Source organism: Burkholderia sp. NFPP32 (assembly GCF_900119325.1).
Taxonomy (GTDB): domain Bacteria; phylum Pseudomonadota; class Gammaproteobacteria; order Burkholderiales; family Burkholderiaceae; genus Burkholderia; species Burkholderia pyrrocinia_C.
The window spans coordinates 54,661-80,914 of sequence record NZ_FPJP01000024.1 but is presented as its reverse complement, the minus strand read 5'-3'; the positions used below and the strand labels follow the sequence as shown (position 1 = coordinate 80,914).

Here is a 26,254-nt window from a genome sequence, read left to right as displayed (position 1 = left end):
TGCTCCATCGTTCACGTCACGCGGCGAGGCCCTGCGCACGCACGACGTCGATGAAGCCGGCGAGCACGGGACTCACGTCGCCCGTGCGCCACACGAGGCCTGTCTCGACGACCGGTGCGTGACCGGCGAGCGGCCGGTAGACCACGCCGGTGCGCCGCAGGTTACGCAGCGATTGCGGCACCAGTGCGACGCCCATGCCGGCCGACACGAGGCTGACGATCGTCTGCATCTGGATCGCCTCCTGGCCGATGCGCGGAGTTTCCCCCGCCGCGCCGTAGCAGCCCGTAATGATGTCATAAAAGCCGGGCGCCAAACGACGCGGAAAGATCACGAGCGGCAATGCGGCGACATCGGCGAGATGCACGGGTTCGTCCTCGGGTGCGTCGGATGCTGCGGCCGGCATCGCGACCACCAGCGGCTCGCGCACGACGGGCAGGTACGACAGCCCGGCCGCGTGACGCGGCGGCACGGGCGGAATGACGAGCCCTGCGTCGATGCGGCCGGCGACGAGCTCGTCGATCTGCACGTCGCTCGTCGCCTCCGCGAGCTGCAGGCGCACCTGCGGATAGCGCGCGCCGAACGCGCGCAACAGCGACGGCAGCAGCCCGTAATCGGCGGTCGACACGAACGCAAGCGACAGCGAGCCGGCCTCGCCGCGTGCGAGCCGCCGCGCGAGCGGCGGCAGCGCATCGGCCGACGCAAGCAGCCGGCGCACGTCGGGCAACAGCGCCGCGCCGACCGCCGTCAACGCCACCGAGCGCTTGGTGCGCACGAACAGCGCGACGCCGAGCGCATCCTCGAGCGCCCGGATCGCCTGCGACAGCGGCGGCTGCGTCATCGACAGGCGTTCGGCCGCGCGGCCGAAATGGCGCTCGTCGGCAACGGTCATGAAATAGCGCCACTGGCGCAAGTCGGGTGTCGGATCGGCCATGCGTCACTCATTCGCAAAACGACTTAATAGGCGACAAATAATATATTGGACATCCCAATCCGGACACTCCATTCTTGTTTCATCCGAACCGGCGCGCCGCTCACGGGCGTCGCCCAGACAACGATGGAGTCCCCCATGCCGTACAACCGTCGCTCGAAGCACATCACGCAAGGCGTGGCCCGTTCGCCGAATCGCTCGATGTATTACGCACTCGGCTACCAGAAGGACGATTTCGACAAGCCGATGGTCGGCATCGCGAACGGCCATTCGACGATCACGCCGTGCAATTCCGGCCTGCAGCGCCTGTCGGACGCGGCCGTCGCGGCCGTGAAGGCGTCCGGCGCGAACCCGCAGATCTTCGGCACGCCGACGATTTCGGACGGCATGTCGATGGGAACCGAGGGCATGAAGTACTCGCTCGTGTCGCGCGAGGTGATCGCCGACTGCATCGAGACCTGCGTGCAAGGGCAATGGATGGACGGCGCAGTCGTCGTCGGCGGCTGCGACAAGAACATGCCGGGCGGCATGATCGCGCTCGCTCGCCTGAACGTACCCGGCATCTACGTGTACGGCGGCACGATCCGCCCCGGCCACTGGAAGGGCCGCGACCTGACGATCGTATCGTCGTTCGAGGCCGTCGGCGAATTCACCGCGGGCCGGATGTCGCAGGAGGATTTCGAAGGCGTCGAGCAGAACGCGTGCCCGACGTCGGGTTCGTGCGGCGGCATGTACACCGCGAACACGATGAGTTCGTCGTTCGAGGCGCTCGGGATGTCGCTGCTGTACTCGTCGACGATGGCGAACCCCGACCAGGAGAAGGTCGATTCGGCGGCCGAATCGGCGCGCGTGCTCGTCGAGGCCGTGAAGCGCGACCTGAAGCCGCGCGACATCATCACGAAGGCGTCGATCGAGAACGCGGTGTCGGTGATCATGGCGACCGGCGGCTCGACCAATGCGGTGCTGCACTATCTCGCGATCGCGCATGCGGCCGAGGTCGACTGGACAATCGACGACTTCGAGCGCATCCGCAAGCGCGTGCCCGTGATCTGCGACCTGAAGCCGTCGGGCCGGTACGTCGCGACCGACCTGCACCGGGCCGGCGGGATTCCGCAGGTGCTGAAGATCCTGCTCGATGCGGGGCTGCTGCACGGCGACTGCATGACGATCACCGGCCGCACGATCGCCGATGAACTGAAGGACGTGCCGAGCGTGCCGCGCGCGGACCAGGACGTGATCTTCCCGATCGACCGCGCGCTGTACAAGGAAGGCCACCTGGCGATCCTGAAGGGCAATCTCGCGGAAGACGGCGCGGTTGCGAAGATCTCGGGCCTGAAGAACCCGGTGATCACGGGCCCGGCCCGCGTGTTCGACGACGAGCAGAGTGCGATGGATGCAATCCTCGGCGACCGGATCCGCGCCGGCGACATACTCGTGCTGCGCTATCTCGGCCCGCAGGGCGGCCCCGGCATGCCGGAAATGCTCGCGCCGACGTCCGCGATCATCGGCAAGGGGCTCGGCGAATCGGTCGGCTTCATCACGGACGGCCGCTTCTCGGGCGGCACGTGGGGCATGGTGGTCGGCCACGTCGCGCCCGAGGCGTTCGTCGGCGGCACGATCGCGCTCGTGCAGGAAGGCGACTCGATCACGATCGACGCGCACCGGCTGCTGCTGGAACTGAACGTCGATGATGCCGAGCTCGCGCGCCGTCGCGCCGCGTGGAAACAGCCGGCGCCGCGCTACACGCGCGGCGTGCTCGCGAAATTCGCGGCCCTCGCCCGGCCGGCGAACCAGGGCGCCGTCACGGGTTGACGCGATATCGCCGCCGCATGCGCCCCCAATGGAAATGGCCGCCGGGGGAACGCGCAAAACGTGCGTTCCCTTTGCTTTTATAATGCGCGGACCATGAAGCCGGCCGTCCCCGCCGGCGGAGAACCGCATGAAACAGACGATATTGCGCGCCCTGCTCGTGATGCTGCTGACCGGCGGCGCAGCGGCGGCGCGCGCCGATCAGGCCGACGGGCTCGCGCTTGCGCAGCGCAAGAACTGCATGGCCTGCCACGCGGTCGGCAAGCCGCTGATGGGCCCGTCGTTCCGCGACATCGCCGGCAAGTATGCGTCGCGCGGCGATGCCGTCGATTACCTTGGCCAATCGATCGTGAAAGGCAGCGTCGGTGTATGGGGCAGCGTGCCGATGCCCGCCAATACGCAACTGACGAGCGGCGAAGCCCACGCACTCGCGCAATGGGTACTGTCGCTGCGCTGAACCGGATGCCCCGGCGGGCATGACCGTTGTGCCGGGCGCCGCCGACAGGCGGGCTTGCCCGTCGCCGGCAGCTTCGCCGGCACTTACTGGAACCACCCTTTTTTCTGTCGCCGGAACGACCGGGCGTTCAGCCCGAATGACCGGCGCGGCGGCGCGCGATCTCTTCGTCGACCGCGTCGCGAACCCAGTCCATGACCTCGGTTTCCAGCGTCAGCGCCACCTCGCGCGTGACCTGGCCGACCAGCCAGGCCGAATGCTCGTGCAGCGCGTCGCGGCAGCGGGCCTCGATGGCCTCGCGCCCTGCTCCGGTCAGATAGCTCGTCAGCCGATTGCGCAGGCGCTCGGCGATATGCTGCGCATCTTCCGGCGTCAGCCCGACGGCTGCCTGCCCATCCGGCTGCGGCGCCGCGACCGGTACGACCACCTCCGGCATGGCCGCTTCAGACGCGTGGTCAACCGCATCACGCGCCACCTCTGCGAACGCATGCTGCGGCACATCGTCGTCGGCCAGCGACGACCGGAGCGGCGCATTCATGACCGCTGCGTCCGCGGCGACCACGTGCTCCGCGGCGCCCGGTTCGGCCGGCGCATCGGTCTCGCCCATTGCCGCCGCAGCAGCCGTCGCGACGTCGCCCGGCAGCTCGACCGCCGGCACGTGCAGCGTCGGCACGGGTTCGATCACGACAAATTCGGGGTCGGCCTCGGTTTTCGTGGAATCGGCCGGCGCGATCACGTCGGTCAACACCGGAATCGCCGCGCCGGCGTGCGGCTGCGGCGCGTCGGGCGCGGGCGAGCGCGCCGGCACCGGCTTGCCCGGCACCAACACGTCGGTCAGCGTCGGGATCGAGGATGAATCGGCTTGTGTCACGGGAACGCTCCGTCGACGGTTGCGGCTAGCTGCCCTGCTTGTAGTTGTTCAGCGCGTATCCGCGATCGCGGTAGAAGCGATAGCGGTCGCGGCCCGCGGCCAGTTCGTCCGGCGCGTTGCCGACCACTTCGAGCAGGCGCTCGAAGCGGGCGAACTGCGCGGGCACGGCCGCGCCGAGGTTCAGCAGCACGTGATGATGCGGCGCCTTGTCGAGATCGGCGGCCAGCACGATCGGCGTGCCGGCCGCGTGCTCGCTGTCGACGCCGCAATGCGGAATGAAATCGAGCGGCGAGAACGTCCAGAGCCGCTCGTCGAGCGCGCGCAAGCGCGCGGGCTCGGCGAGCACGACGACCGGCTGCCCGGCCTGGTAGGCCTTGCGCAGCAGCCGGCACGCGTACGCGAGCGAATCGCCGACGTTCGAGTGGAAATCGATCCGCGTCATTGCCCGCGCACCCGCATCGTCGTCAGCACCGCCATCACTGGCCGGCGCGGTCGATCAGGAACTGCGCGAGCAGCGGCACCGGACGGCCCGTCGCCCCCTTCGCGGCACCGCCCTTCCATGCGGTGCCCGCGATGTCGAGGTGAGCCCACGGATAGCTGTCGGTGAAGCGCGACAGGAAGCACGCGGCCGTCACGGCACCGGCCGGGCGCCCGCCGATGTTCGCGATGTCCGCAAAGTTCGACTTCAGTTGTTCCTGGTACTCGTCGTCGAGCGGCATGCGCCACGCCGGGTCGTTCGCCTCGCGCGACGCGTCGAGCAGTTCGCCCGCGAGCGCGTCGTCCTTCGAGAACAGGCCGCTGTTGTGGCCGCCGAGCGCGATCACGCACGCGCCCGTCAGCGTCGCCACGTCGATCACCGCGGCCGGCTTGAAGCGCTCCGCATACGTGAGCGCGTCGCACAGGATCAAGCGGCCTTCGGCGTCGGTGTTCAGCACCTCGATCGTCAGGCCCTTCATGCTCGTGACGATGTCGCCCGGCTTCGTCGCGTTGCCGCCCGGCATGTTCTCGCAGGTCGGCACGATCGCGACGACGTTGATCTTCAGGCCCATCTCGGCAACCGCGCGCATCGTGCCGAGCACGGAACCGGCGCCGCACATGTCGTACTTCATCTCGTCCATGCCCTCGCCCGGCTTCAGCGAGATGCCGCCCGTGTCGAACGTGATGCCCTTGCCGACCAGCACGACCGGCGCGGCCTTCGCGGCGGCGCCCTGGTAGTGCAGCACGATGAACTGCGGCGGCTCGACCGACGCGCGTGCGACCGACAGGAACGAGCCCATCTTCAGCGCCTGGATCTGCTTGAGCCCGAGCACCTCGGCCTTCAGGCCCCAATCCTTCGCGAGCTTCTTCGCGGTATTGCCGAGATAGGTCGGCGTGCAGACGTTGCCGGGCAGGTTGCCGAGGTCGCGGGTAAGATCCATCCCGTTCGCGAGCGCGACGGCCTGCTTGACCGCGACCTTCGCTGCCTTTTCGTCCGACGGATCGACGCTGAACACGACACGCTTGAGCGTGTGCGACGCCGGTTCCGGCTTGCTCTTCATCTGCGTGAAGCGGTAGGTCTCGTTGCGCAGCGCGAGGATTGCCGCGCGCACGCCCCAGTCGGAGCTGCGCTCGTCGACCGGCAGTTGCGCGAGCGTGAACGTGACCTGCACGACCTTGGTCGCCAGCAGCGCACGCCAGGCGGCCGTGGCCGCGTCGTTATAGGCTTTCTGGTTGAAAGCATCCTGCTTGCCGAGGCCGACGAGCAGCACGCGCGACGCGCCGATGCCCGACACTTCGTGCAGGAACAGCGTCTTGCCGCGCTTGCCGTCCATGTCGCCGGCCTTCACCACGCGCGAAATCAGTCCCTTGGTGGCCGTGTCGATGTCGAGCGCCGCGCCGGAAAGCGTCTGCGCCTCGAAGATGCCGAGCACGATGCAGTCGGACTTCCCGGTCAGGAACCCCTTGGCCTCGCCTTTGCTCCAATCACAGCCTTTTATGCTAAAGTCCATCGCGCTTGTCCTCGGATAAAATCTGGGCTAAGGATGAAAGCCGCAATTATCCGCTATTTTTCCCGTGGCGGCGCGAGCGCTCCACCACGCGTGCGCAGCCTCCCGCCCTCTTCTCATCAAGAATGATCTTCGAACGCTCCCTCCAGCGCGAGCTTGCGTATACGGCTGGCGCCGTGTTCATGGTGCTGCTCACGATCATGCTCACGACGATGATGATCCGCATCGTCGGCTACGCCGCGTCCGGCGAAATCGACCCGCGGGACGTGCTCGTGCTGATCGGCCTGACCGTGATCGGCTATCTCGCCGTGATGCTCGTCGTCACGCTGTTCGTGTCGATCCTGTTCGTGCTGACCCGGTGGTACCGGGACTCCGAAATGGTGGTGTGGCTCGCGTCGGGCGTGAGCCTCACGCGCCTCATCAAGCCGATCGGCGTGTTCGCCACGCCGATCATCCTGCTGATCGCGTTCTTCGCGTTCGTCGGCTGGCCGTGGTCGAACCAGCAGAGCAAGATGATCAAGGCACGCTTCCAGCAGCGCGACGAGATCTCGCTGCTCGCGCCGGGCCAGTTCCGCGAGTCGGCCTCGAACCATCGCGTGTTCTTCATCGAGAAGATGACGCCCGACCAGAGCAAGGTGCAGAACGTGTTCGTGACGTCGACCGAGAACGGCAAGGTCAACGTCGTCGTGTCGCAGACGGGCCATACGGAAACGTCGAAGGACGGCGACCGCTTCGTCGTCCTGGAAGACGGCCGCCGCTACGACGGCACGCCCGGCCAGCCGAACTTCAAGATCATGGAGTTCGAGCGCTACGGCGTGAAGATCACCAGCAAGCCGGTCGTGAACGTGCAGACCACCAACAGCACGCCGACGCCCGAGTTGCTGCGCAACCCGACGCGCGACAACCTCGCGGAATTCGCGTGGCGCGCGGGGCTGCCGCTGATCGCGCTCAACCTGATGGTGCTCGGCATCCCGCTCGCGTACCAGAACCCGCGCCGCAGCCGCACGATCAACCTCGTGATGGCCGTGCTGATCTACCTCACCTACTCGAACCTGCTGAACGTCGTGCAGGCGCAGATCGAGCAGGGCAAGATGTCGTTCGGCGTCGGCCTCGTCGGCCTGCATGCGCTCGTCGCGGCGATCGTCGCCGTCATCTTCTGGTTGCGCGTGCGCAATCGTCCGCTGTTTACACGCGCGCTGTTCGGCCGCTCGGGAGCATGATCGATGCGGCTCTATGAAAAGTACTTCGCGCGACAGATCTACGTCACGTTCGTCTTCATCCTGTTCGCGTTCTCGGGCCTGTTCTTCTTCTTCGACCTGATCAGCGAACTGAACTCGGTCGGACACGGCAACTACAAGTTCGGCTACGCGGTGATGCGCGTCGCGCTGCAGACGCCGTCGCGCTTCTACGAGATCATCCCGGTCGCCGCGCTGATCAGCGCGATCTACGTGTTCGCGCAGATGGCCGCGAATTCGGAATTCACGATCTTCCGCGTGTCGGGCCTCGCGACCAACCAGGCGCTGCGCTCGCTGCTGAAGATCGGCGTGCCGCTCGTGATCGTCACCTACCTGATCGGCGAATTCGTCGGCCCGTACGCCGACCAGTTGTCCGAACGCGTGCGGCTGCAGGCGCTCGGCGCGTCGGTGTCGTCGAACTTCCAGTCGGGCGTGTGGGTGAAGGACACGCTCGCGGCCCGCGAAAACGGCGAACAGGTCACGCGCTTCGTCAACGTCGGCAGCCTGTCGCCCGACTCGACGATCAGCAACGTGCGCATCTACGAGTTCGACTCGAAATTCCAGCTGCAGAACGTGCGGATCGCGCAGACGGGCCGCTACGAGCCGCCCGGCCACTGGCTGCTGACGGGTGTCACCGAAACGGAGCTCACACCGATCAAGCCGATCAGCGGCCAGCCGGCCGACGCGCTGAACCCCGTCTACCGGTCGCAGCAGGTATCGCTGCCCGAATACCGGCTGCGTTCGGACCTGACGCCGCAGATCCTGTCGGTGCTGCTCGTGTCGCCGGAGCGCATGTCGATCATCAACCTGTTCCGCTACATCCAGCACTTGCGCGAAAACCAGCAGGACACGCAGCGCTACGACATCGCGCTGTGGCGCAAGCTGCTGTATCCGTTCGCGGTGTTCGTGATGCTCGTGCTGTCGCTGCCGTTCGCGTATTTGCACACGCGCGCCGGCGTGGTCGGCGTGAAGGTGTTCGGCGGCATCATGCTCGGCATGAGCTTCCAGCTGCTCAATACGCTGTTCTCGCACATCGGCACGCTGAACACGTGGCCCGCACCGCTCACCGCCGCGACGCCGGGCCTGATCTATCTCGCGCTCGGCCTGTTCGCGTTAAAGTGGGTCGACCGGCACTGAGCGCCGCATCACGACGGAGACTTCGACATGAGCTCGCACGGCATCGTCCTGTTCGGCCACGGCGCCCGCGATCCGCGCTGGGCCGAGCCGTTCGAGCGGCTCGCCGCGCGGCTGCGCGGCGCCGGCTCCCCGGCGTCGCACGTGTCGCTCGCGTTCCTCGAACTGATGACGCCGTCGCTCGGTGAGGCCGTGGCCGCGCAAGTTGCCGCCGGCTGCACGCGCATCACCGTGGTACCCGTGTTCTTCGGCCAGGGCGGCCATGTCCGCCGCGACCTGCCGCAGCTCGTCGATGCATGCCGCGCCGCGCATCCGGGCGTCGAGATCCGCTGCGCGACGGCTGTCGGCGAAGACGACGGCGTGCTCGACGCGATCGCACGCTATTGCATCGACCGCATCGGCGACGACGCGTAGGCGCAACGGCGGCTCCAAATAAAAAAGCGCTGGCTTCCGCCAGCGCTTTTTTCGTTTCGGACTGCGGCCGGATTCCGCTCAAGCCGCATCCCGCAGCGGATCGCCCGTTTTCGCGTGCCGTGCGCGCTCGGCGAACGCGTCGCCGATCATCAGCAGGCTCGGTTCCGCGGGATCGAGCCACGCCTGCGCGTCGCCCGCCGCCATCTGCGCGAGCGTCAGCGTCAGCGAGCGCTCGCGCGCGGTGCTGCATGCCTCGACGATCGCCACGGGCGTCGCCGGCGCACGGCCGGCATCGATCAGCTCCTGCGCGATGCCGGGGGCGCTGTCGCGGCCCATGTAGTAGACGATCGAATCGGCGCGCGCGGCTTCGCGGATCTCGTCGCTGCCCGGCGCACGGCTGTGCGTCGCGAACGCGACGCTGCGCGACACGCCGCGCAGCGTCAGCGAACGCTTCAGCGTCGCCGCGCCGGCCAGCGCCGCGGTGATGCCCGGCACGACCTCGTAGTCGATGCCGGCCTCATCGAGCGCGCGCATCTCCTCTTCGGCGCGACCGAACAGCATCGGGTCGCCGCCCTTCAGCCGCACGACGCACGCATGCTCGCGCGCCGCATCGACGATCTGCTTGTTGATGAAGTGCTGCGCGGTCGAGCGCTGCCCGCAGCGCTTGCCGACCGCGATCCTGCGCGCGTTCGGCGCGTAGTCGAGCATCGCGGGCTCGACCAGCGCGTCGTGCAGCACGACGTCGGCCTGCGCCAGCAGCCGCGCGCCGCGCACCGTGATGAGGTCCGCTGCGCCCGGCCCTGCTCCGATCAGATGTACCTTGCCCATGTTTGTCGCTTCGCTTGTCCTGCGGACGGCGGCGTCCGGCTCGCGCCGCCGCATGGCGGCGCGGTTTGCCGGTGGTTACGCCGAGAACGCCCGGATCATGCCTGCGGCGACCGTGTGGTGCGTCGCCTCGTCGATCAGCACGAACGCGCCCGTGCCCGGATGCGCGTCGTAGGTGTCGCAGACGATCGGCTTCTGCAGCGTCAGCGCGACGCGGCCGATGTCGTTCATCTTCAGTTCGTGACGGTCGGTCGCGTGCGACAGCGTATGCACGTCGAGCACCTGCTTGACCGCGCCGATCTTCGCGAACACCGTGCTCGTGGTCTGCTTCAGCAGGTACTTGCGCTGCTGCGACAGCGGCGCTTCGTCGAACCAGCACAGGTCGGCCTCGAGCTTCTTGGCCGGCTCGACCGGCTCGACGGTCGTGACGAACATGTCGCCGCGCGACACGTCGACATCCTGTTCGAGACGGATCGTCACCGTCTGGCCCGCGAACGCTTGCGCGACGGACGCGGTGCCGCCCGGCACCGGCGCGACGATCTCGGCCACCGTCGCGGTGCGGTTCGACGGCAGCACGACGATCTCGTCACCGACCTTCACTTCACCCGACTCGATGCGGCCCATGTAGCCGCGGAAATCGTCGGCCGAGCTGCCGTCCTGGCGCGCGACCCACTGCACCGGGAAGCGCAGCGCGTCATGCGCCTGCGTCTCGACCGGCAGCGCCTCGAGCACGTCGAGCAGCGGCTCGCCCGCGTACCACGGCATGCGCTCGCTCGCGCCGACGATGTTGTCGCCCTTCAGCGCCGACACCGGCACGAAGCGCACGTCGTCGAGGCCGAGCTGCTTCGCGAGCGAAACGTACGCGTCGCGGATCTCGTTGAAGCGCGCCTCGCTGTAGTCGACGAGGTCCATCTTGTTGATCGCGACGATCACGTGCTGCAGCGCAAGCAGCTTGACGATCGCGCTGTGGCGTTTCGTTTGCGGCAGCAGTTCGGCAACGCCGTTCTCGACCGTCACGCGCGTCGCGTCGATCAGGATGATCGCCGCGTGCGCGGTCGACGCGCCGGTCACCATGTTGCGCGTGTACTGCTCGTGGCCCGGCGTATCGGCGATGATGAACTTGCGCTTCGCGGTCGCGAAGTAGCGGTATGCGACGTCGATCGTGATGCCCTGCTCGCGCTCGGCTTCCAGGCCGTCGGTCAGCAGCGCGAGGTCGAGCTCGTCGCCGACCGTGCGCTTGTTCTTCGCGCGCGACAGCGCGGACAGCTGGTCGGACAGCACGGCCTTGCTGTCGTACAGCAGGCGGCCGATCAGCGTGCTCTTGCCGTCGTCGACGCTGCCTGCGGTGATGAAGCGCAGCACGCCGAGGTCTTCGTGATTTTCGATGATGCTCATGATGTGAATGTCCTCGTGTGCTTCAGAAATAACCTTGCTTCTTGCGCTGTTCCATCGCGGCTTCGGAGGTCTGGTCGTCCATCCGCGTCGCACCGCGCTCGGTGATCTCGGTCACCGCCGTCTCGGCGATGATCTTCTCGACGTCGTCCGCGTCGCTCTCGACCGGGCACGTGCAGCTGATGTCGCCGACCGTGCGAAAGCGCACCTGGGCGACTTCGCTCGTCTCGCCGTCGCGCATCGGCGTGAGCGGCGTGACGGGCACGAGCAGGCCGTTGCGGCGCACGATCTCGCGCTGATGCGCGTAATAGATCGACGGCAGTTCGAGGTTCTCGCGCGCGATGTACTGCCACACGTCGAGCTCGGTCCAGTTCGAGATCGGGAACACGCGCAGGTGCTCGCCTTTATGCAGCCGTGCGTTGAAGAGGCTCCACAGCTCAGGGCGCTGTGCCTTCGGGTCCCACTGGCCGAATTCGTCGCGGAACGAGAAGATGCGCTCCTTCGCCCGCGCCTTCTCTTCGTCGCGGCGCGCGCCGCCGATCAGCGCGGTGTAGCCGTGCTGCTCGATCGTCTCGAGCAGCGTGACGGCCTGCGCGGCGTTGCGCGAATCGGTTTCGCGGCGCAGCACGACCGTGCCGCGTTTGATCGAATCCTCGACGTGGCCGACGATCAACTCGGCGCCGAGCTCCTGCGCGCGGCGGTCGCGGAAATCGATCACTTCGTCGTAGTTGTGGCCCGTGTCGATGTGCACGAGCGGGAACGGCAGCGTCGTCTTGCGGTTCGCGCCGAGGCCGAACGCCTTCAGTGCCAGATGCAGCACGACGACCGAATCCTTGCCGCCCGAGAACAACAGCGCCGGCTTGCTGCATTCGGCGACCAGTTCGCGCAGGATGTGGATCGACTCGGCTTCGAGCCAGTCGAGGTGGCCCATGCGGCTGTCGCCGCCGGTGGCCGGGGCAAAGGCGGATTGCTCGAGCGTCGTGCTCATGATTTCAGTCCTTCTCTTCTGGGTTCGTGCCGCCCGCTGTCGCTGGCGGCGCAATATTCAGTTTTTTGTCGGGCTTTCAGTGCGCAGCGCCTGCTTCGGCACTCGCGGGAATCGGCGTGATCGTGATGTGCAGCCCGCATTCCTTCGTGTCGCGCGATTCCCACCACCAGCGGCCCGCGCGGCTGTCCTCGCCGGGGCGGATCGCGCGCGTACACGGCTCGCAGCCGATGCTCGGATAACCGCGCGCGTGCAGCGGGTTCACCGGCACGTCGAACGCGCCAAGGTACGCCCACACATCGGCTTCCGTCCAGTCGGCGAGCGGGTTGTACTTCGCGATCCCGCGCGCTTCGTCCTGTTCTTCCTCGTGCAGCTCCGCGCGCGTGACCGACTGCTCGCGGCGCTGGCCCGTGACCCACGCGCCGACATCGGCCAGCGCGCGGTTCAGCGGCTCGACCTTGCGGATGTGGCAGCACGACTTGCGCAGCTCGACGCTCTCGTAGAACGCGTTCAGGCCGTGCTCGGCGACGTATTGGTCGACCGCATCCTGCTGCGGATGGAACTGCTCGATCTCGTAGCCGTAGCGCTCGCGCACGCGGTCGATCATGCCGAGCGTTTCAGCGTGCAGACGGCCCGTGTTCAGCGAGAAGATGCCGATCGACACGCCCTTCGACAGGATCGCGTGCGTGAGCAGCATGTCTTCCGCGGCGAGGCTGCTCGCGAACTTCACCTTCTCGTGACGTGCGCCGATCTGCGCGAGCAGCGCGTCGAGGCGCTCGACCTTCGCGGCGAGTTCCGGCGTCAGCGCGGTAGCGGTACTCATGCGCCCACCTTGGCGTCGGCCGCGGCGGCGCGGCGGCGGAACAGCGGCGCCGGCTCGTCGAACGCGCCCTGGTAGCGCTGCGTGAATTCCGTGAACGCATTCAGCGCGTCGTGGATGTCCCTGTCGGCACGCACCGCGAATGCGTCGAAGCCGCAACGCGACATGTACAGCAACTGGTCGCGCAGCACGTCGCCGATCGCGCGCAGCTCGCCCGTCCAGCCGTAACGCTCGCGCAGCAGGCGCGCGATGCTGTAGCCGCGGCCGTCCGCGAAGCGCGGGAAGTCGACGGCGATCAGCGAAATCGCGCCGAAATCGGCCGCGAGATCGGCCGGCTCGCTGTCCGGCGCGAGCCACACGCCGAGTTCGTCTTTCGTCTTCGCGGCGACGAGCGCCGCGCGCTCGGCCTGCCACAACGCGAACGGCACCAGCACCTTGCCGGCCGGCAACGCGTCGACCGCGGGCAGCGCACCGTCTTCCGCCGCGCGCACGACCTGCCATGCATCGTCGATCACTGCGCGGTTCTTGATAATCGAAGCCATCTGCAAATTCCTTCTACCCGGTTGGTTACGCGTTCACTGCCTGGCGCGCCGCATACACGCGCTCCTTGAACGGCGCGATGCCGATGCGGTCGTACGTGTCGACGAAACGCTCGCCGTCGATGCGTGCTTCGACGAACGTGTCGATCAGCTTCGCGATCACGCCCGGCACTTCTTCCGCCGAGAACGACGGCCCGATCACGCGGCCGAGGCGCGCGCCGTTCCGGCCCGTGCCCTGCTCGCCGCCGAGCGACACCTGGTACCACTCGGCGCCGTCCTTGTCGACGCCAAGGATGCCGATGTTGCCGACGTGGTGATGGCCGCACGAATTCATGCAACCGGAAATGTTCAGCGACAGGTCGCCGAGGTCGTACACGTAGTCGAGATCGTCGAAGCGCTGCTGGATCGCCAGCGCGATCGGGATCGACTTCGCGTTCGCGAGCGAGCAGAAATCGCCGCCCGGGCACGCGATGATGTCGGTCAGCAGGCCGATGTTCGGCGTCGCGAAACCGGCCGCCTTCGCCTTTTCCCACACCGCGAACAGGTCGCGCTTCTTCACGTTCGCGAGGATCAGGTTCTGCTCGTGCGACACGCGCAGCTCGCCGAACGAGTATGCGTCGGCCCAGTCGGCGACCAGTTCCATCTGCCGGTCGGTCGCGTCGCCCGGCGCCACGCGGTGATCCTTCAGCGACAGCGTGACGGCCGCGTAGCCGGACACCTTGTGCGGCGCGACGTTGCGCTCGACCCAGCGCGCGAACGCCTTGTTCTCGAGCAGGTGCTGTTCGAACGATGCGTCGGTGTCGGCCAGCTTCTCGTAGACGGGCGGCTTGAAATACTGCGACACGCGGTCGACTTCCGCCTGCGTGAGCGTCGACGGGCCGTCCTTCAGGTGCTGCCACTCTTCCTCGACCTGCTGCGCGAACTTCGCGGGCGACAGCGCCTTCACGAGAATCTTGATGCGCGCCTTGTACAGGTTGTCGCGGCGGCCGAAGCGGTTATACACGCGCAGCACGGCTTCGCAGTAGGTGAGCAGGTGCTGCCACGGCAGGTCTTCCTTGATCACCGCGCCGATGATCGGCGTACGGCCGAGGCCGCCGCCCGCGAGGATGCTCGCGACCACCTCGCCCTGCGCGTTCTTCTTCAGGTACACGCCGAGATCGTGGATCTGCACGGCCGCGCGGTCGTGTTTCGAGCCCGACACCGCGATCTTGAACTTGCGCGGCAGCCACGCGAATTCGGGATGGAACGTCGACCACTGGCGCAGGATTTCCGACCACGGACGCGGATCGACCTCCTCGTCCTGGGCGACGCCCGCGAACTGGTCCGCCGTGATGTTGCGGATGCAGTTGCCCGAGGTCTGGATGCCGTGCATCTGCACCGACGCGAGCTTCGCGAGGATCTCGGGCGTGTCTTCGAGCTGGATCCAGTTGAACTGGATGTTCGAACGGGTCGAGAAGTGGCCGTAGCCGCGATCGTGTTCGCGGGCGATGCGCGCCAGCATCCTGAGCTGGTCGCTGCGCAGGTTGCCGTACGGAATCGCGATGCGGTGCATGTACGCATGGCGCTGCATGTACAGGCCGTTCTGCAGACGCAGCGGACGGAATTCGTCTTCGCTCAACTCGCCCGACAAGCGGCGGCGCACCTGATCGCGGTACTGCGCGACACGCTCGTCAACGATCGTCTGGTCGTATTGGTCGTACTGATACATTCGGGGACCCCAGGGGTTTTCGTGGTGACCGCGCGACGTCCTAGCCACGTCGCGCCCGAATCTCCGTTCCGCCGCCCTCGCCGGCCTTCCGCTGCCCGGCTGGATTGCTAATGACGAAAACAGATATCCATATTTGAAAAACTCCGGTGAATCGTAATAAACTCGCCTTATATTTCAAACGACTAAAAAATTCTGTTGATATGCGGAAGGGTTATAAATGAACCTGCACCAATTTCGCTTCGTGCGCGAGGCCGTCCGGCAGAATTTCAACCTCACCGAGGCCGCCAAGGCGCTCTACACGTCGCAGCCGGGGGTGTCGAAGGCGATCATCGAGCTCGAGGACGAGCTGGGCGTGGAGATCTTCACGCGGCACGGCAAGCGCGTGCGCTCGCTCACCGAGCCGGGCAGGATCATCCTCGCATCGGTCGAGCGGATTCTGCAGGAGGTTGAAAGCCTTAAAAGGGTCGGGAAGGATTACGCCGCGCAGGACCAGGGCAACCTGACCATCGCAGCCACCCACACGCAGGCCCGCTACTCGCTGCCGGCCGCGATCGCCGAATTCAAGAAACGCTTCCCGAAGGTGCACCTGTCGATCCTGCAGGGCAGCCCGACGCAGGTGGCCGAGATGGTGATCCACGACCAGGCCGATCTCGCGATCGCGACCGAGGCAATCTCCGACTACAAGGAACTCGTGTCGCTGCCCTGCTTCCAGTGGCACCACGCGGCCGTCGTGCCGGCTGATCACCCGCTGCTCGAACGCAAGCCGCCGTCGCTCGACGATCTCGCGCAATATCCGCTGATCACGTACGACGACGCGTTCGCGGGCCGCAAGAAGATCAACCAGGCGTTCGCGCTGCGCGGGCTGTCGCCGGACATCGTTCTCGAGGCGATCGACGCCGACGTGATCAAGACCTACGTCGAACTCGGCCTCGGCGTCGGCATCATGGCCGACATCGCGTTCAATCCCGAGCGCGACCGCAACCTGCGCCTGATCCCGGTCGGCCACCTGTTCGGCAGCAACGTGACGCGCGTCGCGCTCAAGCAGGGCGCCTACCTGCGCAGCTATGTGTATACGCTCGTCGAACTGCTGTCGCCGACGCTGAACCGCAAGCTGATCGAGCAGGCGCTCAAGGGCGAATCCGAATCGTACGAACTGTAAGGTAAGCGCCCCCGGACCTGTCGCTTCGCGCCAGGCCCCCCAAGGGGGTCATCCCCCTAGGGGACTTCCTTCGGGGCGGAAAACTTGGGTCGGCCCGGCGTTTTCCTGAAATCGGCGTGTATAAATACAGGGGCGCATATCGCGCCCCTTTTTGCTGCCCGACGGAGATTCCCGCATGACGCTTCCCGCCCTGCTGCGCCGCGCCGCCGGCGCCGCCCTCGTGCTGGCCTGCGCGGCCGCGCATGCCGACCTGAAGGTCGGCGTCGACCTGTCGTCGACAGGCCCTGCCGCCGCGATCGGCATCACGAGCAAGAACGCGATCCTGATGTGGCCGAAAACGATCGCCGGGCAGCCGGTGCAGGTAACGGTGCTCGACGATGCGTCCGACCCTGGCACCGCGGTGCGCAACATCCGCAAGCTGGTCGACGAGGATCACGTCGACGTCGTGATCGGGCCGAACATCACGCCGGCCGCGCTCGCGGCGCTCGACGCGGTGGCCGCCGCGCAGACGCCGATGATCACGCTGGTCGGCTCCGGCGCGATCGTCGAGCCGCAGGAAGGCGCGCGGACCTGGGCGTTCAAGATGGCGCAGAGCGACCGCGCGATGGCCGACGTGATGACGCGCGCCATGTCGAATCGCGGCGTGAAGACGGTCGGCTTCATCGGCTTCGCGGACAGCTACGGCGACAGCTGGCTGAACGAGTTCACGCGCTTCGCCGACCTGCGCAAGATCCGCGTCGTCGCGACCGAGCGCTTCAACCGTACCGATGCGAGCGTCACGGGCCAGGCGCTGAAGCTGATCGCGGCGAAACCCGACGCGATCCTGATCGCGGGCTCGGGCACGCCGGCCGTACTGCCGCAGCGCACGCTGATCGAGCGCGGCTACAAGGGCGCGATCTATCAGACCCACGGGATCGCGACGCCGGAATTCATCAAGCTCGGCGGCAAGGATGTCGACGGGACGCTGTTTCCGACCCAGCCGGTCGTCGTCGCGCGCACGCTGCCGGCCGACCATCCGGCACGCAAGGCCGCGCTCGCGTTCGTCGATGCGTACGAGGCGAAGTACGGTGCCGGCACGGTCACGCAGTTCGCGGGCGACGCGGCTGGCGTCTACCCGCGCCTCGCCGACGCGGTCGGCCGCGCACTGAAGACCGCGCAGCCCGGCACGCCGGCGTTCCGCGCGGCGCTGCGCCGCGAACTCGAACGCGCGCACGAGCTCGTCGTGCCGAACGGGGTCGTCAACACCAGCGACAAGGATCATGTCGGGCTCGACCAGCGCGCGAGCGTGATGGGGATCGTGAAGCAGGGCCGGTTCGTCTACCTGAGCCAGTAACTCGCGCGTCGGCAACCGGGTAGCTTGCCCGGCATCCGGATTTCCGCCATAATCCGCGTTTCGCCGCACACAATCGCGTGCGCGGCCAGGAACAAGCCCAGGTGGTGAAATTGGTAGACGCAGGGGACTCAAAATCCCCCGCCGCAAGGCGTGCCGGTTCGATTCCGGCCCTGGGCACCAATAATTCTTCCGACAAATGCCGTAGAATTCCAAGAAACCCCGCAAAATCAAGGTCTTGCGGGGTTTTTCTTTTCCCTGTGGTCCGAGTTGCTCCTTGGACAGCCGGTGGAATTGGGTGGTATTTTTGGTGGTATCTGGCTTTCCTTCGCCGTTTTTCCGGCTGGAGATACCACCATGCCACTCACAGACGCCCAGGTTAAGAACGCCCGCTACAATCCCGATGGAACCGGAAACCGCCTCGCCGACGGTGGCCGTATGTACGTTCAGCTCGACAAGTCAGGCGCAAAATACTGGCGGATGAACTACCGGTTCGCCGGCAAAGACAAGACGCTCGCGCTCGGCGTCTATCCGGACGTTTCGCTGTCGGCGGCCCGGAAGAAGCGCGATCAGGTACGCGAGAAGCTGGCTGCCGGGATTGATCCAGGCGTGGCCAAGAAAGCTGAAAAGCGCGCCGTGCGCATCGCCGCGGCCAATTCGTTCGAAGTCGTCGCTAACGGCTGGATGGAAGAGCGCAAGACGGTTGTACAGGCCGCTCAGCACACAAAGACGTTAGCTCGTTTTAAGCACGACGTACTCCCGTGGCTGGGCAGGCGACCGATTTCCGAGATCGATGCACCAGAGATCCTGACCGTGTTGAAACGCATCGACAACCGCGGTGCGCGTTTTACGGCGCATCGCGTGCGCAGCGAGATCAGCCGGGTTTTCCGATACGGCATCAAGGAAGGGCTGTGCAAAACGGACCCGGCAAAGGACCTGATCGGCGCTATTCCAGCTCCGGTCCAGCAACATTTCGCGGCCATCACCGAACCCATCAAGGTGGGGGAAATGCTACGAGCGTTTGATGGGTTCTCGGGAACATTCCCGGTGCTCTGTGCGCTCAAGCTGGCGCCCATGCTATTCGTGCGGCCCGGAGAATTGCGGCAAGCCGAATGGTCGCAGTTCGACCTGGACAAAGGAGAATGGCGGTACCTCGTCAGCAAGACCAAGACGGCGCACTTGGTGCCGCTCGCCATGCAGGCGGTTGCGATCCTGCGCGAGCTGTATAGCCTGACGGGGCAGGGACGCTACGTATTCCCGGGGGCGCGCTCAAGATTACGCCCGATGAGCGAAGCGGCCGTCAATGCAGCGCTGCGCCGACTTGGCTATGACACCCGCACAGAAATTACCGGTCACGGGTTTCGAGCAATGGCACGGACCATCTTGCACGAGGAACTCGAGCACAAACCGGAAGTCATCGAGCATCAACTCGCGCACGTCGTGCCGGACAACCTCGGATCGGCATACAACCGAACAAAGTTCATTCGGGAACGACGGGCCATGATGCAGGAGTGGGCCGACTATCTCGATCGGCTCAAGGATGGAGCGGACATCGTTTTGATATCCGCACGGCGGTAGCCCACGCAACTTGGAAGACGCCCTTGCTAGCCGCGACGCTAGGGCAAATGCACACGGTCTAGATCCCACGCCCCTATCAATCCGGTGCCGTCACCGTCGCAACTCACGCTCGACAGCCAGTTGTGCGCGGCGGCGTCAATTACCCGGGAGTAACATTATCCCGTGAGGCAACACGACCGGCCAAAGTAGTTGACGCTCTACAGCGTTGTAAATTGGGATGGTAGTCGGGGTAGGATAATGGTCTTTCGAGCCATAGTCGGCGATCTCCCCAGGGGGCCGCACCCATTATCTCGCACCGATGCCCCTCGACTACCCTACCCTCGATGCGCTGCGCACGCGCCACCCCGCCTGGCGCCTGTTACGTTCCGATCATGCGCCGCTGGCGGCCAGTTTCCTGCACCGCGTGTTCGTCGCACCAAACGTCCGCGTGGTGGCGGCTCCTGTTCTCGCCGAAGCACTCGAGGACGAGCTTTACGGGTTGCGCGAACAGCTCGGCGAAGGCGCTTTCCCGAAGCCCGCGCTCGAGTATCTGAACGACTGGGCCGGCCCCGAAAAGGGATGGTTGCGCAAGTTCTATCGGCCAGGTTCCGATGAACCGCAGTTCGACCTGACCCCCGCTGCGGAAAAAGCGATCGCTTGGCTCGGCGCACTGACGGAACGCAGCTTTGTCGGCACGGAATCGCGGCTCTTGACACTTTTCGAACTGCTGAGGCAGATGGGCGAAGGTAGCGAGGCAGACCCGGAAAAGCGCCTTGCCGAGCTCCACGCACGGCGCAGCCAAATCGACGAAGAAATCGCTCGCGTGGAGGCTGGTGACGTTCGGCTGCTTGACGATGTCGCGCTCAAGGACCGCTTTCAGCAATTCATGCAGATGGCGCGCGAACTGCTCACCGACTTCCGCGAAGTCGAACAAAACTTTCGGCTGCTGGATCGGCATGTGCGCGAGCGAATCGCGCTCTGGGAAGGATCGAAGGGCGCGCTCATCGAGGAAATCATGGGCGAGCGCGACGCGATCGCTGATTCGGATCAGGGCAGCAGCTTCCGGGCGTTTTGGGATTTCCTGATGTCGAGCCGCCGGCAAGAGGAACTCTCGGAACGGCTCGATCGCGTGCTCGAGTTGCCGCCGATCATGGAAATGCGGCCCGACGCGCGCATGCGGCGCGTTCACTATGACTGGCTGGAAGCGGGCGAACATACGCAACGCACAGTTGCTCAGCTCTCGCAGCAGCTTCGACGCTTCCTCGACGATCAAGCGTGGCTCGAAAACCGCCGCATCATGGACATTCTGCGCGGTATCGAAACGAAAGCGCTTGCGCTGCGCGAAGCGCCTCCGCCAGGCCCGGTCATGGAGATCGAGACCGCATCCGCTGATGTCGAGCTGCCAATGGAGCGCCCGCTTTACGTGCCGGCGCTGCGCCCTCTCATCGCCAACGTCGCGCTCGAGATCGGCGAGGCGGAACTTGATGCGTCGGCACTCTATACGCAGATCGTCGTCGATCGCGCGCGCCTCGCAGGCCATATCCGCCGATGCCTCCAGGATCGGCCGCAAGTGACGCTTGCCGAATTGGCCGCTTCACAGCCGCTCGCGCATGGGCTCGCCGAGCTCGTCGCCTATATGCAACTGAGCGCCGAAGCGGGATCATTTCGGACGACCGTCGACGAGACGATCTCCGATACCATCGAATGGCAGGCGAACGACGCCAACGGAACAGTAATCGTCAAGCGTGCGACCATGCCACGCGTGATTTTCACAAGGTAGAGATGACGGAAGAACAGCAAACCTCGTCGCTTGGTCGAGGTGATTTGCCGGCGGTTGCGATCGCGCTGCTCAAGGGCGTGGTTTATCGCGATGGAAACGAGCGCCTCTGGGCCGCACTGCTCGAATTGCAGACACAAGTGCGCGACTACGTTGCCGTACTCGGCCTCGAACTGGTCGTGGACGAGGCGGAAGGCTACGCCTTCGTAAAAAGCCGCGCCGAGCACGACGCCGAATTCGACGGGGACCAGGCCAAGCTACCCCGGCTCATTGTCCGGCGCCCACTCTCGTTCCCCGTGAGCCTGCTGCTCGCGCTGCTGCGAAAGAAACTGGCGGAATGGGATGCTGGCGGCGGCGACACGCGGCTCGTTCTTGCACGCGAGGACATCGTCGAGCTCGCACGTGTCTTCCTTCCCGCAAGCACTAACGAGGCACGCCTAGTCGATCAGATCGATACGCACGTGAACAAGATCGTCGAGCTGGGCTTCCTGCGCCGGATGAAGACCACGAGCGGGACGCCGACATTCGAGGTACGGCGTATTCTCAAAGCGTTCGTCGATGCGCAATGGCTGCTCGATTTCGACGCGCGGCTCGCGGGCTATCGGGCGCACCTTCAAGATTCGACGGTTTCGGACCAACGGGAGAGTCGCGATGAATGAACCGCGCACGCTCGGCCTCGATTTTGCCGCCGACGACACCCTGACGGGCTTTCGCCTTGAGCGGCTCGAGGTTTTTAACTGGGGGACCTTCGACGAACGGGTCTGGGCACTGCGGGTCGATGGCCGCAACGGCCTGCTGACAGGAGACATCGGTTCTGGCAAGTCGACGCTCGTCGACGCCATCACCACCCTCCTTGTGCCCGCGCAGCGCATTGCCTACAACAAGGCGGCAGGCGCGGACAGCAAGGAACGCACACTGCGCTCGTATGTGCTCGGCCACTACAAGTCGGAGCGCAACGAGGTCACGGGAACCGCGAAACCCGTGAGCCTGCGCGACCACAACAACTATTCGGTGATCTTGGGGGTATTTCATAACGCCGGATACGATGCCACGATCACACTCGCACAGGTGTTCTGGATGAAAGACGCGCAGACTCAACCCGCGCGATTCTTCGTCTGTGCCGAACGCGACCTCTCGATCGCAGCCGACTTCTCGGGCTTCGGCACCGACATCGCACAGCTGCGCAAAAAGCTGCGCGGATTGGGTGCCGAAATCGAGGACACATTTCCGAAATACAGCGCCTGGTTCCGGCGGCGCTTCGGAATCGAAAACGAACAAGCGCTCGAGCTCTTTCATCAAACGGTATCGATGAAATCGGTGGGCAATCTCACCGACTTCGTACGCAGCCACATGCTCGAGCCGTTCGAGGTCGCACCGCGCGTGGATGCATTGATCACTCACTTCGACGATTTGAATCGCGCGCACGAAGCGGTCCTGAAAGCAAAACGCCAAGTGGAACTGCTGACACCGCTCGTCGACGACTGCGACCGCCACACCGAGCAAGGGCATGTTCTCGAAGGCTGGCGAGCGTGCCGTGAAGCATTGAAGCCCTACTTCGCTGGGCTCAAGCTCGGCCTCATCGAGCGCCGCCTTCAATTGCTCGTTGAGGATCATGCGCGGGCGACCTCGCGAAAGGCTCGGCACGAAGAAGCGCGAGACCAGGTGCGCCAGCGCGTGGACGATTTGCGCCGCGCAGTGGCCGAACAAGGAGGCGACCGCATCGCGCAACTCGAGGTCGAAATGCGCGAGCAGGAGCGAGAAAGCGCGCGACGCCGCGAACGCGCGCAACGCTATGCCGACATCGTTACGCTGCTCGGAGAAACCGGGGCCACGGATGAGGCTGCATTCGTTTCCCAACGCCAACGTCTGGCCGAGCAGCGCGGCTCGCTCGTCGACGACGAAGCGCAAAAGCAAAATGCGATTACCGAATGGAGCGTGGCATTCCGCGAAGGGAAAACGCAGCGTGATCTGCTAGAGGACGAAATCGCGAGCCTGAAAGCTCGACGCAACAACATCCCGAAGGAACAGGTCATGATGCGCTCGAGCCTGTGCTCGGCACTCGGCCTGGAGGAAGATGCCCTGCCGTTCGCGGGCGAACTCATTCAGGTGCGCGAGGATGCGCGCGATTGGGAGGGCGCCGCCGAGCGCGTCCTACGCAACTTCGGCCTGTCGCTGCTCGTGCCCGATGAGCACTATGCGAACGTCGCGGCGTGGGTCGATCGCACTCATCTCCGGGGGCGGCTCGTCTATTTTCGCGTGCGCTCTGAACGCGCTGCGCGTGTAGCCGAGGCCACGGAGCTACACCGCGACTCGCTCGCGCACAAGCTCGCGATCAAGCCCGATTCGCCGTTCTATGGCTGGCTCGAGCGCGAAATCGGCCGCCGTTTCGACTATGCATGCTGCGACACGCAGGAGCAGTTTCGACGCGAGACCCGCTCAATCACGCATGCTGGCCAAGCGAAAGCGCCGGGGGAACGCCACGAAAAAGACGATCGCCACGCGCTTGACGATCGCAGCCGCTACGTTCTTGGTTGGAGCAACACAGCCAAAATTGCCGCCTTCGAAGCACAACGGCGAGCGCTCGAGGTTCGGCTCGGCGAGATCGGGCAACGGCTAGGAGAGGCCCAAAGCGAGCACGCCAAGGTGCGAGAGCAGCTCGAAGCACTTGCGCGTGCCGGCGAGTTCGTCGAGTTTCGAGAAATCGATTGGCCGAGCTGCGCCGGTGCAATCGCGCGCCTTGCGGACGAAAAAGCGCGCCTCGAATCGGCAAGCGATGCCCTCGCGGAGCTAACGGCTCAGTTGGATTCGGCCCAAGTAGCGTTGAAGGAGAGTGAAGCGGCGATCTCTGAAACCGACTCTGAACTGGGCGGCATACTGGCCAAGCGGGAGGCGGCCCAAGCGTTGCTTAGCGAGACGCACGCGCTCGTTGAGCACGTGAATGCTGAACTTGCAGAACGAATCGAGGCTCTGCGAGCAGAGATCCTCGGCGAACATCAGCTTTCCGTCGAGTCGTGCGACAACCGCGAGCGGGATGTGCGCGAGGCGTTGACAATCCGCATCGACAATGAAACGAAGTCGCTCGGCCGCCTTGCCGAAAGAATCGTCAAGGCCATGGCGGCCTTCAAGGATGCCTACAAGCTCGAAACGGCCGATTTCGATGCGAGCCTCGACGCGAGTTCAGAGTACCGCGACATGCTCGCGCGGTTGCAAGCGGACGATTTGCCGCGCTTCGAAGCGCGCTTCAAAGAGCTGCTCAACGTCAATACGATAAATGAGATCGCCAACTTCCACGCGCAACTCGCGCGCGAGCGGGAAACGATCAAGGAACGCATCGAACGCATCAACGAATCGTTGCGACAAATCGACTACAACGCGGGCCGATACATCGTCCTCGAGAGCCAGCCCAGCCCCGACGCGGAGATCCGGGAATTCCAGAGCGACCTGCGTGCTTGCACCGAGGGCGAACTCACCGGCTCAGACGATAGCCAATACTCGGAGGCCAAGTTCCTGCAAGTCAAACGGATCATTGACCGCTTCCGCGGCCGCGAAGGGTTGACCGAACAGGATAGGCGCTGGCGCGCCAAAGTGACCGACGTGCGCAACTGGTTTCTATTCGCCGCCAGCGAACGTTGGCGCGAGGACGACAGCGAATACGAGCACTACTCTGACTCCGGCGGTAAATCAGGTGGCCAGAAGGAAAAGCTCGCCTATACGATCCTTGCCGCGAGCCTCGCCTATCAGTTCGGCCTCGAATGGGGCGCCGCGCGTTCCCGATCGTTCCGCTTCGTCGTCGTCGACGAAGCGTTTGGCCGAGGCTCCGACGAATCGGCGCAGTACGGTCTCACATTGTTTCAAAAACTGAACTTGCAACTGCTGATCGTCACACCGCTGCAAAAGATTCACGTCATCGAGCCTTTCGTTTCGAGCGTCGGATTCGTTCAGAACGAGGGCGGGCGCGCCTCGAAGCTGCGCAACCTGTCGATCGAGGAGTACCGCGCGCGCAAGGCGGAGCTCGAGCGATGAATTGGACAACGACCGCTGACCTGCGCACGCGCCTCCAGCGTCTATGGGAGCGCGGCGAATGGCTGGGAAGCCTCGTAAACGGAGCCGAGGGGTTATTCCCGCTACGCCTTGCGATAAAAGGCCCGAACTCGTCCGAGTTAGCTGAACGCTTCGACGCGGTACGCGCATGGATCGCAGGGATTGCTGCGACACCGCACGTACGCATCGAATGGCGCGAGGTCAATCATCGTATTCTCGGCACGCAACGCGTGCCACAGGCAGCTTGGGTCGATAGTCTGGACGATGCGCTTGCCCTCGCCGGCAAGCGCCGTGACGCTACGCAATTCGAGCGGCTTCTCGAACTCACTCGCGCCCGCCAGCCGAAGCTCACCACGTGGCTTGCGCAGCGCCCGTTGCAAGCGCTCGAATTTGCGGGCGATTGGGAACGAATGCTGGCTGTCGTCGATTGGCTGCAAGCACATCCGCAGCCGGGCATATATCTTCGCCAAGCCGAAATCGTCAACGTCGACACGAAATTCATCGAGGCACGGCGCGGCGTGCTCGCCCAATGGCTCGATCTCGTGCTGCCGTCCGAGGCGATCGACAGCAGCCGGACAGGCGCCGCCCAATTCGCTGCTCGCTACGGGTTCCGCGACAAGCCTCCTCGGATTCGATTTCGCGTGCTTGATGAGGGGCTCGCCGTTCTGCCCGGCATGGGCCGGCCCGACATCGCACTCGACGCAGACAGCTTCGCGCGCCTCACACTGCCGTGCCGCCACGTGTTCATTACGGAAAACGAGATAAATTTTTTGGCGTTTCCCGATGTTCCGCAGTCGATCGTGCTCTTCGGGGCCGGCTACGGTTGGGACGCGCTAGAGCCGGCGCGATGGCTCATGGACTGTGCGCTCCACTACTGGGGCGATATCGACACGCACGGCTTTGCCATTCTCGATCAATTGCGTTGCCGATTCCGGCACGTCGGCTCGTTCTTGATGGACCGCGCGACACTGATGGCGCATGAAACGTTCTGGGGGAACGAAGGCGATCAGGTCATACGCGATCTACCGCGACTCACAGTGCAAGAGCGCGAACTCTTTGACGACCTGCGTGACAATCGGATTCGTCATGGATTGCGTCTCGAGCAAGAGCGCGTGGGATTCGAGTGGGTCAGGGCGGCGCTAGAGGAAAGGGCTTGACTGGACCTATCCGCGATTTCGTGGGCGAGGCAATGGAATGGACGCCTTCCTACACACCTGACGGGATTCATCCCGCCTTTTCCACAGACAGTCGTAACCTTCATGGTGGGCGCTCCCGTTCAGTTCAGGTGGTT

At 65.1% G+C, this 26,254-nt stretch carries 22 protein-coding genes and 1 tRNA gene; 13 read left to right on the top strand and 10 right to left on the bottom strand.

What is annotated here, in order from left to right; all coding sequences use genetic code 11:
• Positions 1–16: 16 nt before the first annotated feature.
• Positions 17–931 carry a LysR family transcriptional regulator gene (locus BT264_RS30750; protein ID WP_072443556.1) on the bottom strand — a complete coding sequence of 305 codons (915 nt, stop codon included), beginning with the start codon at positions 929–931 and terminating at the stop codon, positions 17–19.
• A gap of 135 nt (positions 932–1,066) precedes the next feature.
• Here BT264_RS30750 and ilvD point away from each other — a divergent pair, with 135 nt between their 5' ends.
• Together ilvD and BT264_RS30740 are read left to right on the top strand one after the other, a co-directional pair.
• Positions 1,067–2,740, top strand: a complete 1,674-nt coding sequence (ilvD, locus tag BT264_RS30745; protein ID WP_072443557.1) for a dihydroxy-acid dehydratase — start codon at positions 1,067–1,069, stop codon at positions 2,738–2,740.
• 127 nt (positions 2,741–2,867) lie between these two features.
• The gene (locus BT264_RS30740; RefSeq protein WP_072443559.1) at positions 2,868–3,194 is read left to right on the top strand and encodes a c-type cytochrome; all 327 of its coding nucleotides are present in this window, start codon (positions 2,868–2,870) and stop codon (positions 3,192–3,194) included.
• Between the two features lie 127 nt (positions 3,195–3,321).
• Here BT264_RS30740 and BT264_RS30735 read toward each other — a convergent pair whose 3' ends face one another.
• Genes BT264_RS30735 through BT264_RS30725 form a run of 3 tightly spaced genes read right to left on the bottom strand, consistent with a single transcriptional unit; the run spans position 3,322 to position 6,050 of the window.
• Complete coding sequence (locus BT264_RS30735; protein ID WP_072443561.1) at positions 3,322–4,062, bottom strand: DUF2486 family protein; 741 nt, start codon at positions 4,060–4,062, stop codon at positions 3,322–3,324.
• A 25-nt stretch (positions 4,063–4,087) separates the two neighbouring features.
• Positions 4,088–4,504: a DNA polymerase III subunit chi gene (locus BT264_RS30730; RefSeq protein ID WP_048250341.1), complete on the bottom strand. Its 417-nt coding sequence runs from the start codon at positions 4,502–4,504 to the stop codon at positions 4,088–4,090.
• Positions 4,505–4,538: 34 nt separating this feature from the next.
• Complete coding sequence (locus BT264_RS30725; RefSeq protein WP_072443563.1) at positions 4,539–6,050, bottom strand: leucyl aminopeptidase; 1,512 nt, start codon at positions 6,048–6,050, stop codon at positions 4,539–4,541.
• A gap of 122 nt (positions 6,051–6,172) precedes the next feature.
• Here BT264_RS30725 and lptF point away from each other — a divergent pair, with 122 nt between their 5' ends.
• The 3 genes from lptF to BT264_RS30710 are packed head-to-tail and all read left to right on the top strand — an operon-like array spanning position 6,173 to position 8,830.
• On the top strand, positions 6,173–7,267 hold the full coding sequence (lptF, locus tag BT264_RS30720) for an LPS export ABC transporter permease LptF (protein WP_072443565.1): 1,095 nt from the start codon (positions 6,173–6,175) through the stop codon (positions 7,265–7,267).
• 3 nt (positions 7,268–7,270) lie between these two features.
• On the top strand, positions 7,271–8,419 hold the full coding sequence (gene lptG / locus BT264_RS30715) for an LPS export ABC transporter permease LptG (protein WP_072443567.1): 1,149 nt from the start codon (positions 7,271–7,273) through the stop codon (positions 8,417–8,419).
• Positions 8,420–8,446: 27 nt separating this feature from the next.
• Positions 8,447–8,830 carry a sirohydrochlorin chelatase gene (locus tag BT264_RS30710; RefSeq protein WP_072443569.1) on the top strand — a complete coding sequence of 128 codons (384 nt, stop codon included), beginning with the start codon at positions 8,447–8,449 and terminating at the stop codon, positions 8,828–8,830.
• A 78-nt stretch (positions 8,831–8,908) separates the two neighbouring features.
• Here BT264_RS30710 and cobA read toward each other — a convergent pair whose 3' ends face one another.
• From cobA to BT264_RS30680, 6 genes are all read right to left on the bottom strand, one after another.
• On the bottom strand, positions 8,909–9,658 hold the full coding sequence (gene cobA, locus BT264_RS30705) for a uroporphyrinogen-III C-methyltransferase (RefSeq protein ID WP_072443571.1): 750 nt from the start codon (positions 9,656–9,658) through the stop codon (positions 8,909–8,911).
• 75 nt (positions 9,659–9,733) lie between these two features.
• Positions 9,734–11,050 (bottom strand): sulfate adenylyltransferase subunit 1, encoded by a 1,317-nt coding sequence (locus BT264_RS30700; protein WP_072443573.1) that lies wholly within the window; start codon positions 11,048–11,050, stop codon positions 9,734–9,736.
• A 22-nt stretch (positions 11,051–11,072) separates the two neighbouring features.
• Complete coding sequence (cysD, locus tag BT264_RS30695) at positions 11,073–12,035, bottom strand: sulfate adenylyltransferase subunit CysD (protein ID WP_072443575.1); 963 nt, start codon at positions 12,033–12,035, stop codon at positions 11,073–11,075.
• A gap of 76 nt (positions 12,036–12,111) precedes the next feature.
• Entirely contained in the window at positions 12,112–12,855 is a 744-nt protein-coding gene (locus BT264_RS30690; protein ID WP_072443577.1) for a phosphoadenylyl-sulfate reductase, read from the bottom strand.
• Positions 12,852–13,394, bottom strand: coding sequence for a DUF934 domain-containing protein (locus BT264_RS30685; protein WP_034178786.1), 543 nt, complete (start codon positions 13,392–13,394; stop codon positions 12,852–12,854). The genes BT264_RS30690 and BT264_RS30685 overlap by 4 nt, the downstream gene beginning before the upstream one ends.
• 25 nt (positions 13,395–13,419) lie before the next feature.
• Positions 13,420–15,099, bottom strand: coding sequence for a nitrite/sulfite reductase (locus BT264_RS30680; protein ID WP_072443579.1), 1,680 nt, complete (start codon positions 15,097–15,099; stop codon positions 13,420–13,422).
• A 217-nt stretch (positions 15,100–15,316) separates the two neighbouring features.
• On the opposite strand from BT264_RS30680, the gene BT264_RS30675 reads away from it, so the two are divergent.
• From BT264_RS30675 to BT264_RS30640, 8 genes are all read left to right on the top strand, one after another.
• Positions 15,317–16,258 carry a CysB family HTH-type transcriptional regulator gene (locus BT264_RS30675; RefSeq protein ID WP_034178788.1) on the top strand — a complete coding sequence of 314 codons (942 nt, stop codon included), beginning with the start codon at positions 15,317–15,319 and terminating at the stop codon, positions 16,256–16,258.
• A 175-nt stretch (positions 16,259–16,433) separates the two neighbouring features.
• A complete protein-coding gene (locus BT264_RS30670; RefSeq protein ID WP_072443581.1) occupies positions 16,434–17,591 on the top strand; it encodes an ABC transporter substrate-binding protein in 1,158 nt (385 codons plus the stop codon).
• 95 nt (positions 17,592–17,686) lie between these two features.
• Positions 17,687–17,771: transfer RNA gene (locus BT264_RS30665), tRNA-Leu, on the top strand.
• A 174-nt stretch (positions 17,772–17,945) separates the two neighbouring features.
• The gene (locus BT264_RS30660) at positions 17,946–19,166 is read left to right on the top strand and encodes a tyrosine-type recombinase/integrase (RefSeq protein WP_072443584.1); all 1,221 of its coding nucleotides are present in this window, start codon (positions 17,946–17,948) and stop codon (positions 19,164–19,166) included.
• Between the two features lie 298 nt (positions 19,167–19,464).
• Positions 19,465–20,925, top strand: a complete 1,461-nt coding sequence (locus tag BT264_RS30655; protein WP_072443586.1) for a DUF3375 domain-containing protein — start codon at positions 19,465–19,467, stop codon at positions 20,923–20,925.
• A gap of 2 nt (positions 20,926–20,927) precedes the next feature.
• Complete coding sequence (locus BT264_RS30650) at positions 20,928–21,581, top strand: DUF4194 domain-containing protein (protein ID WP_072443588.1); 654 nt, start codon at positions 20,928–20,930, stop codon at positions 21,579–21,581.
• Complete coding sequence (locus tag BT264_RS30645) at positions 21,574–24,945, top strand: ATP-binding protein (RefSeq protein WP_072443590.1); 3,372 nt, start codon at positions 21,574–21,576, stop codon at positions 24,943–24,945. Before BT264_RS30650 ends, BT264_RS30645 begins: the two co-directional genes overlap by 8 nt.
• A complete protein-coding gene (locus BT264_RS30640; RefSeq protein WP_072443592.1) occupies positions 24,942–26,120 on the top strand; it encodes a DUF3322 domain-containing protein in 1,179 nt (392 codons plus the stop codon). Before BT264_RS30645 ends, BT264_RS30640 begins: the two co-directional genes overlap by 4 nt.
• The last annotated feature ends 134 nt before the right edge of the window (positions 26,121–26,254 follow it).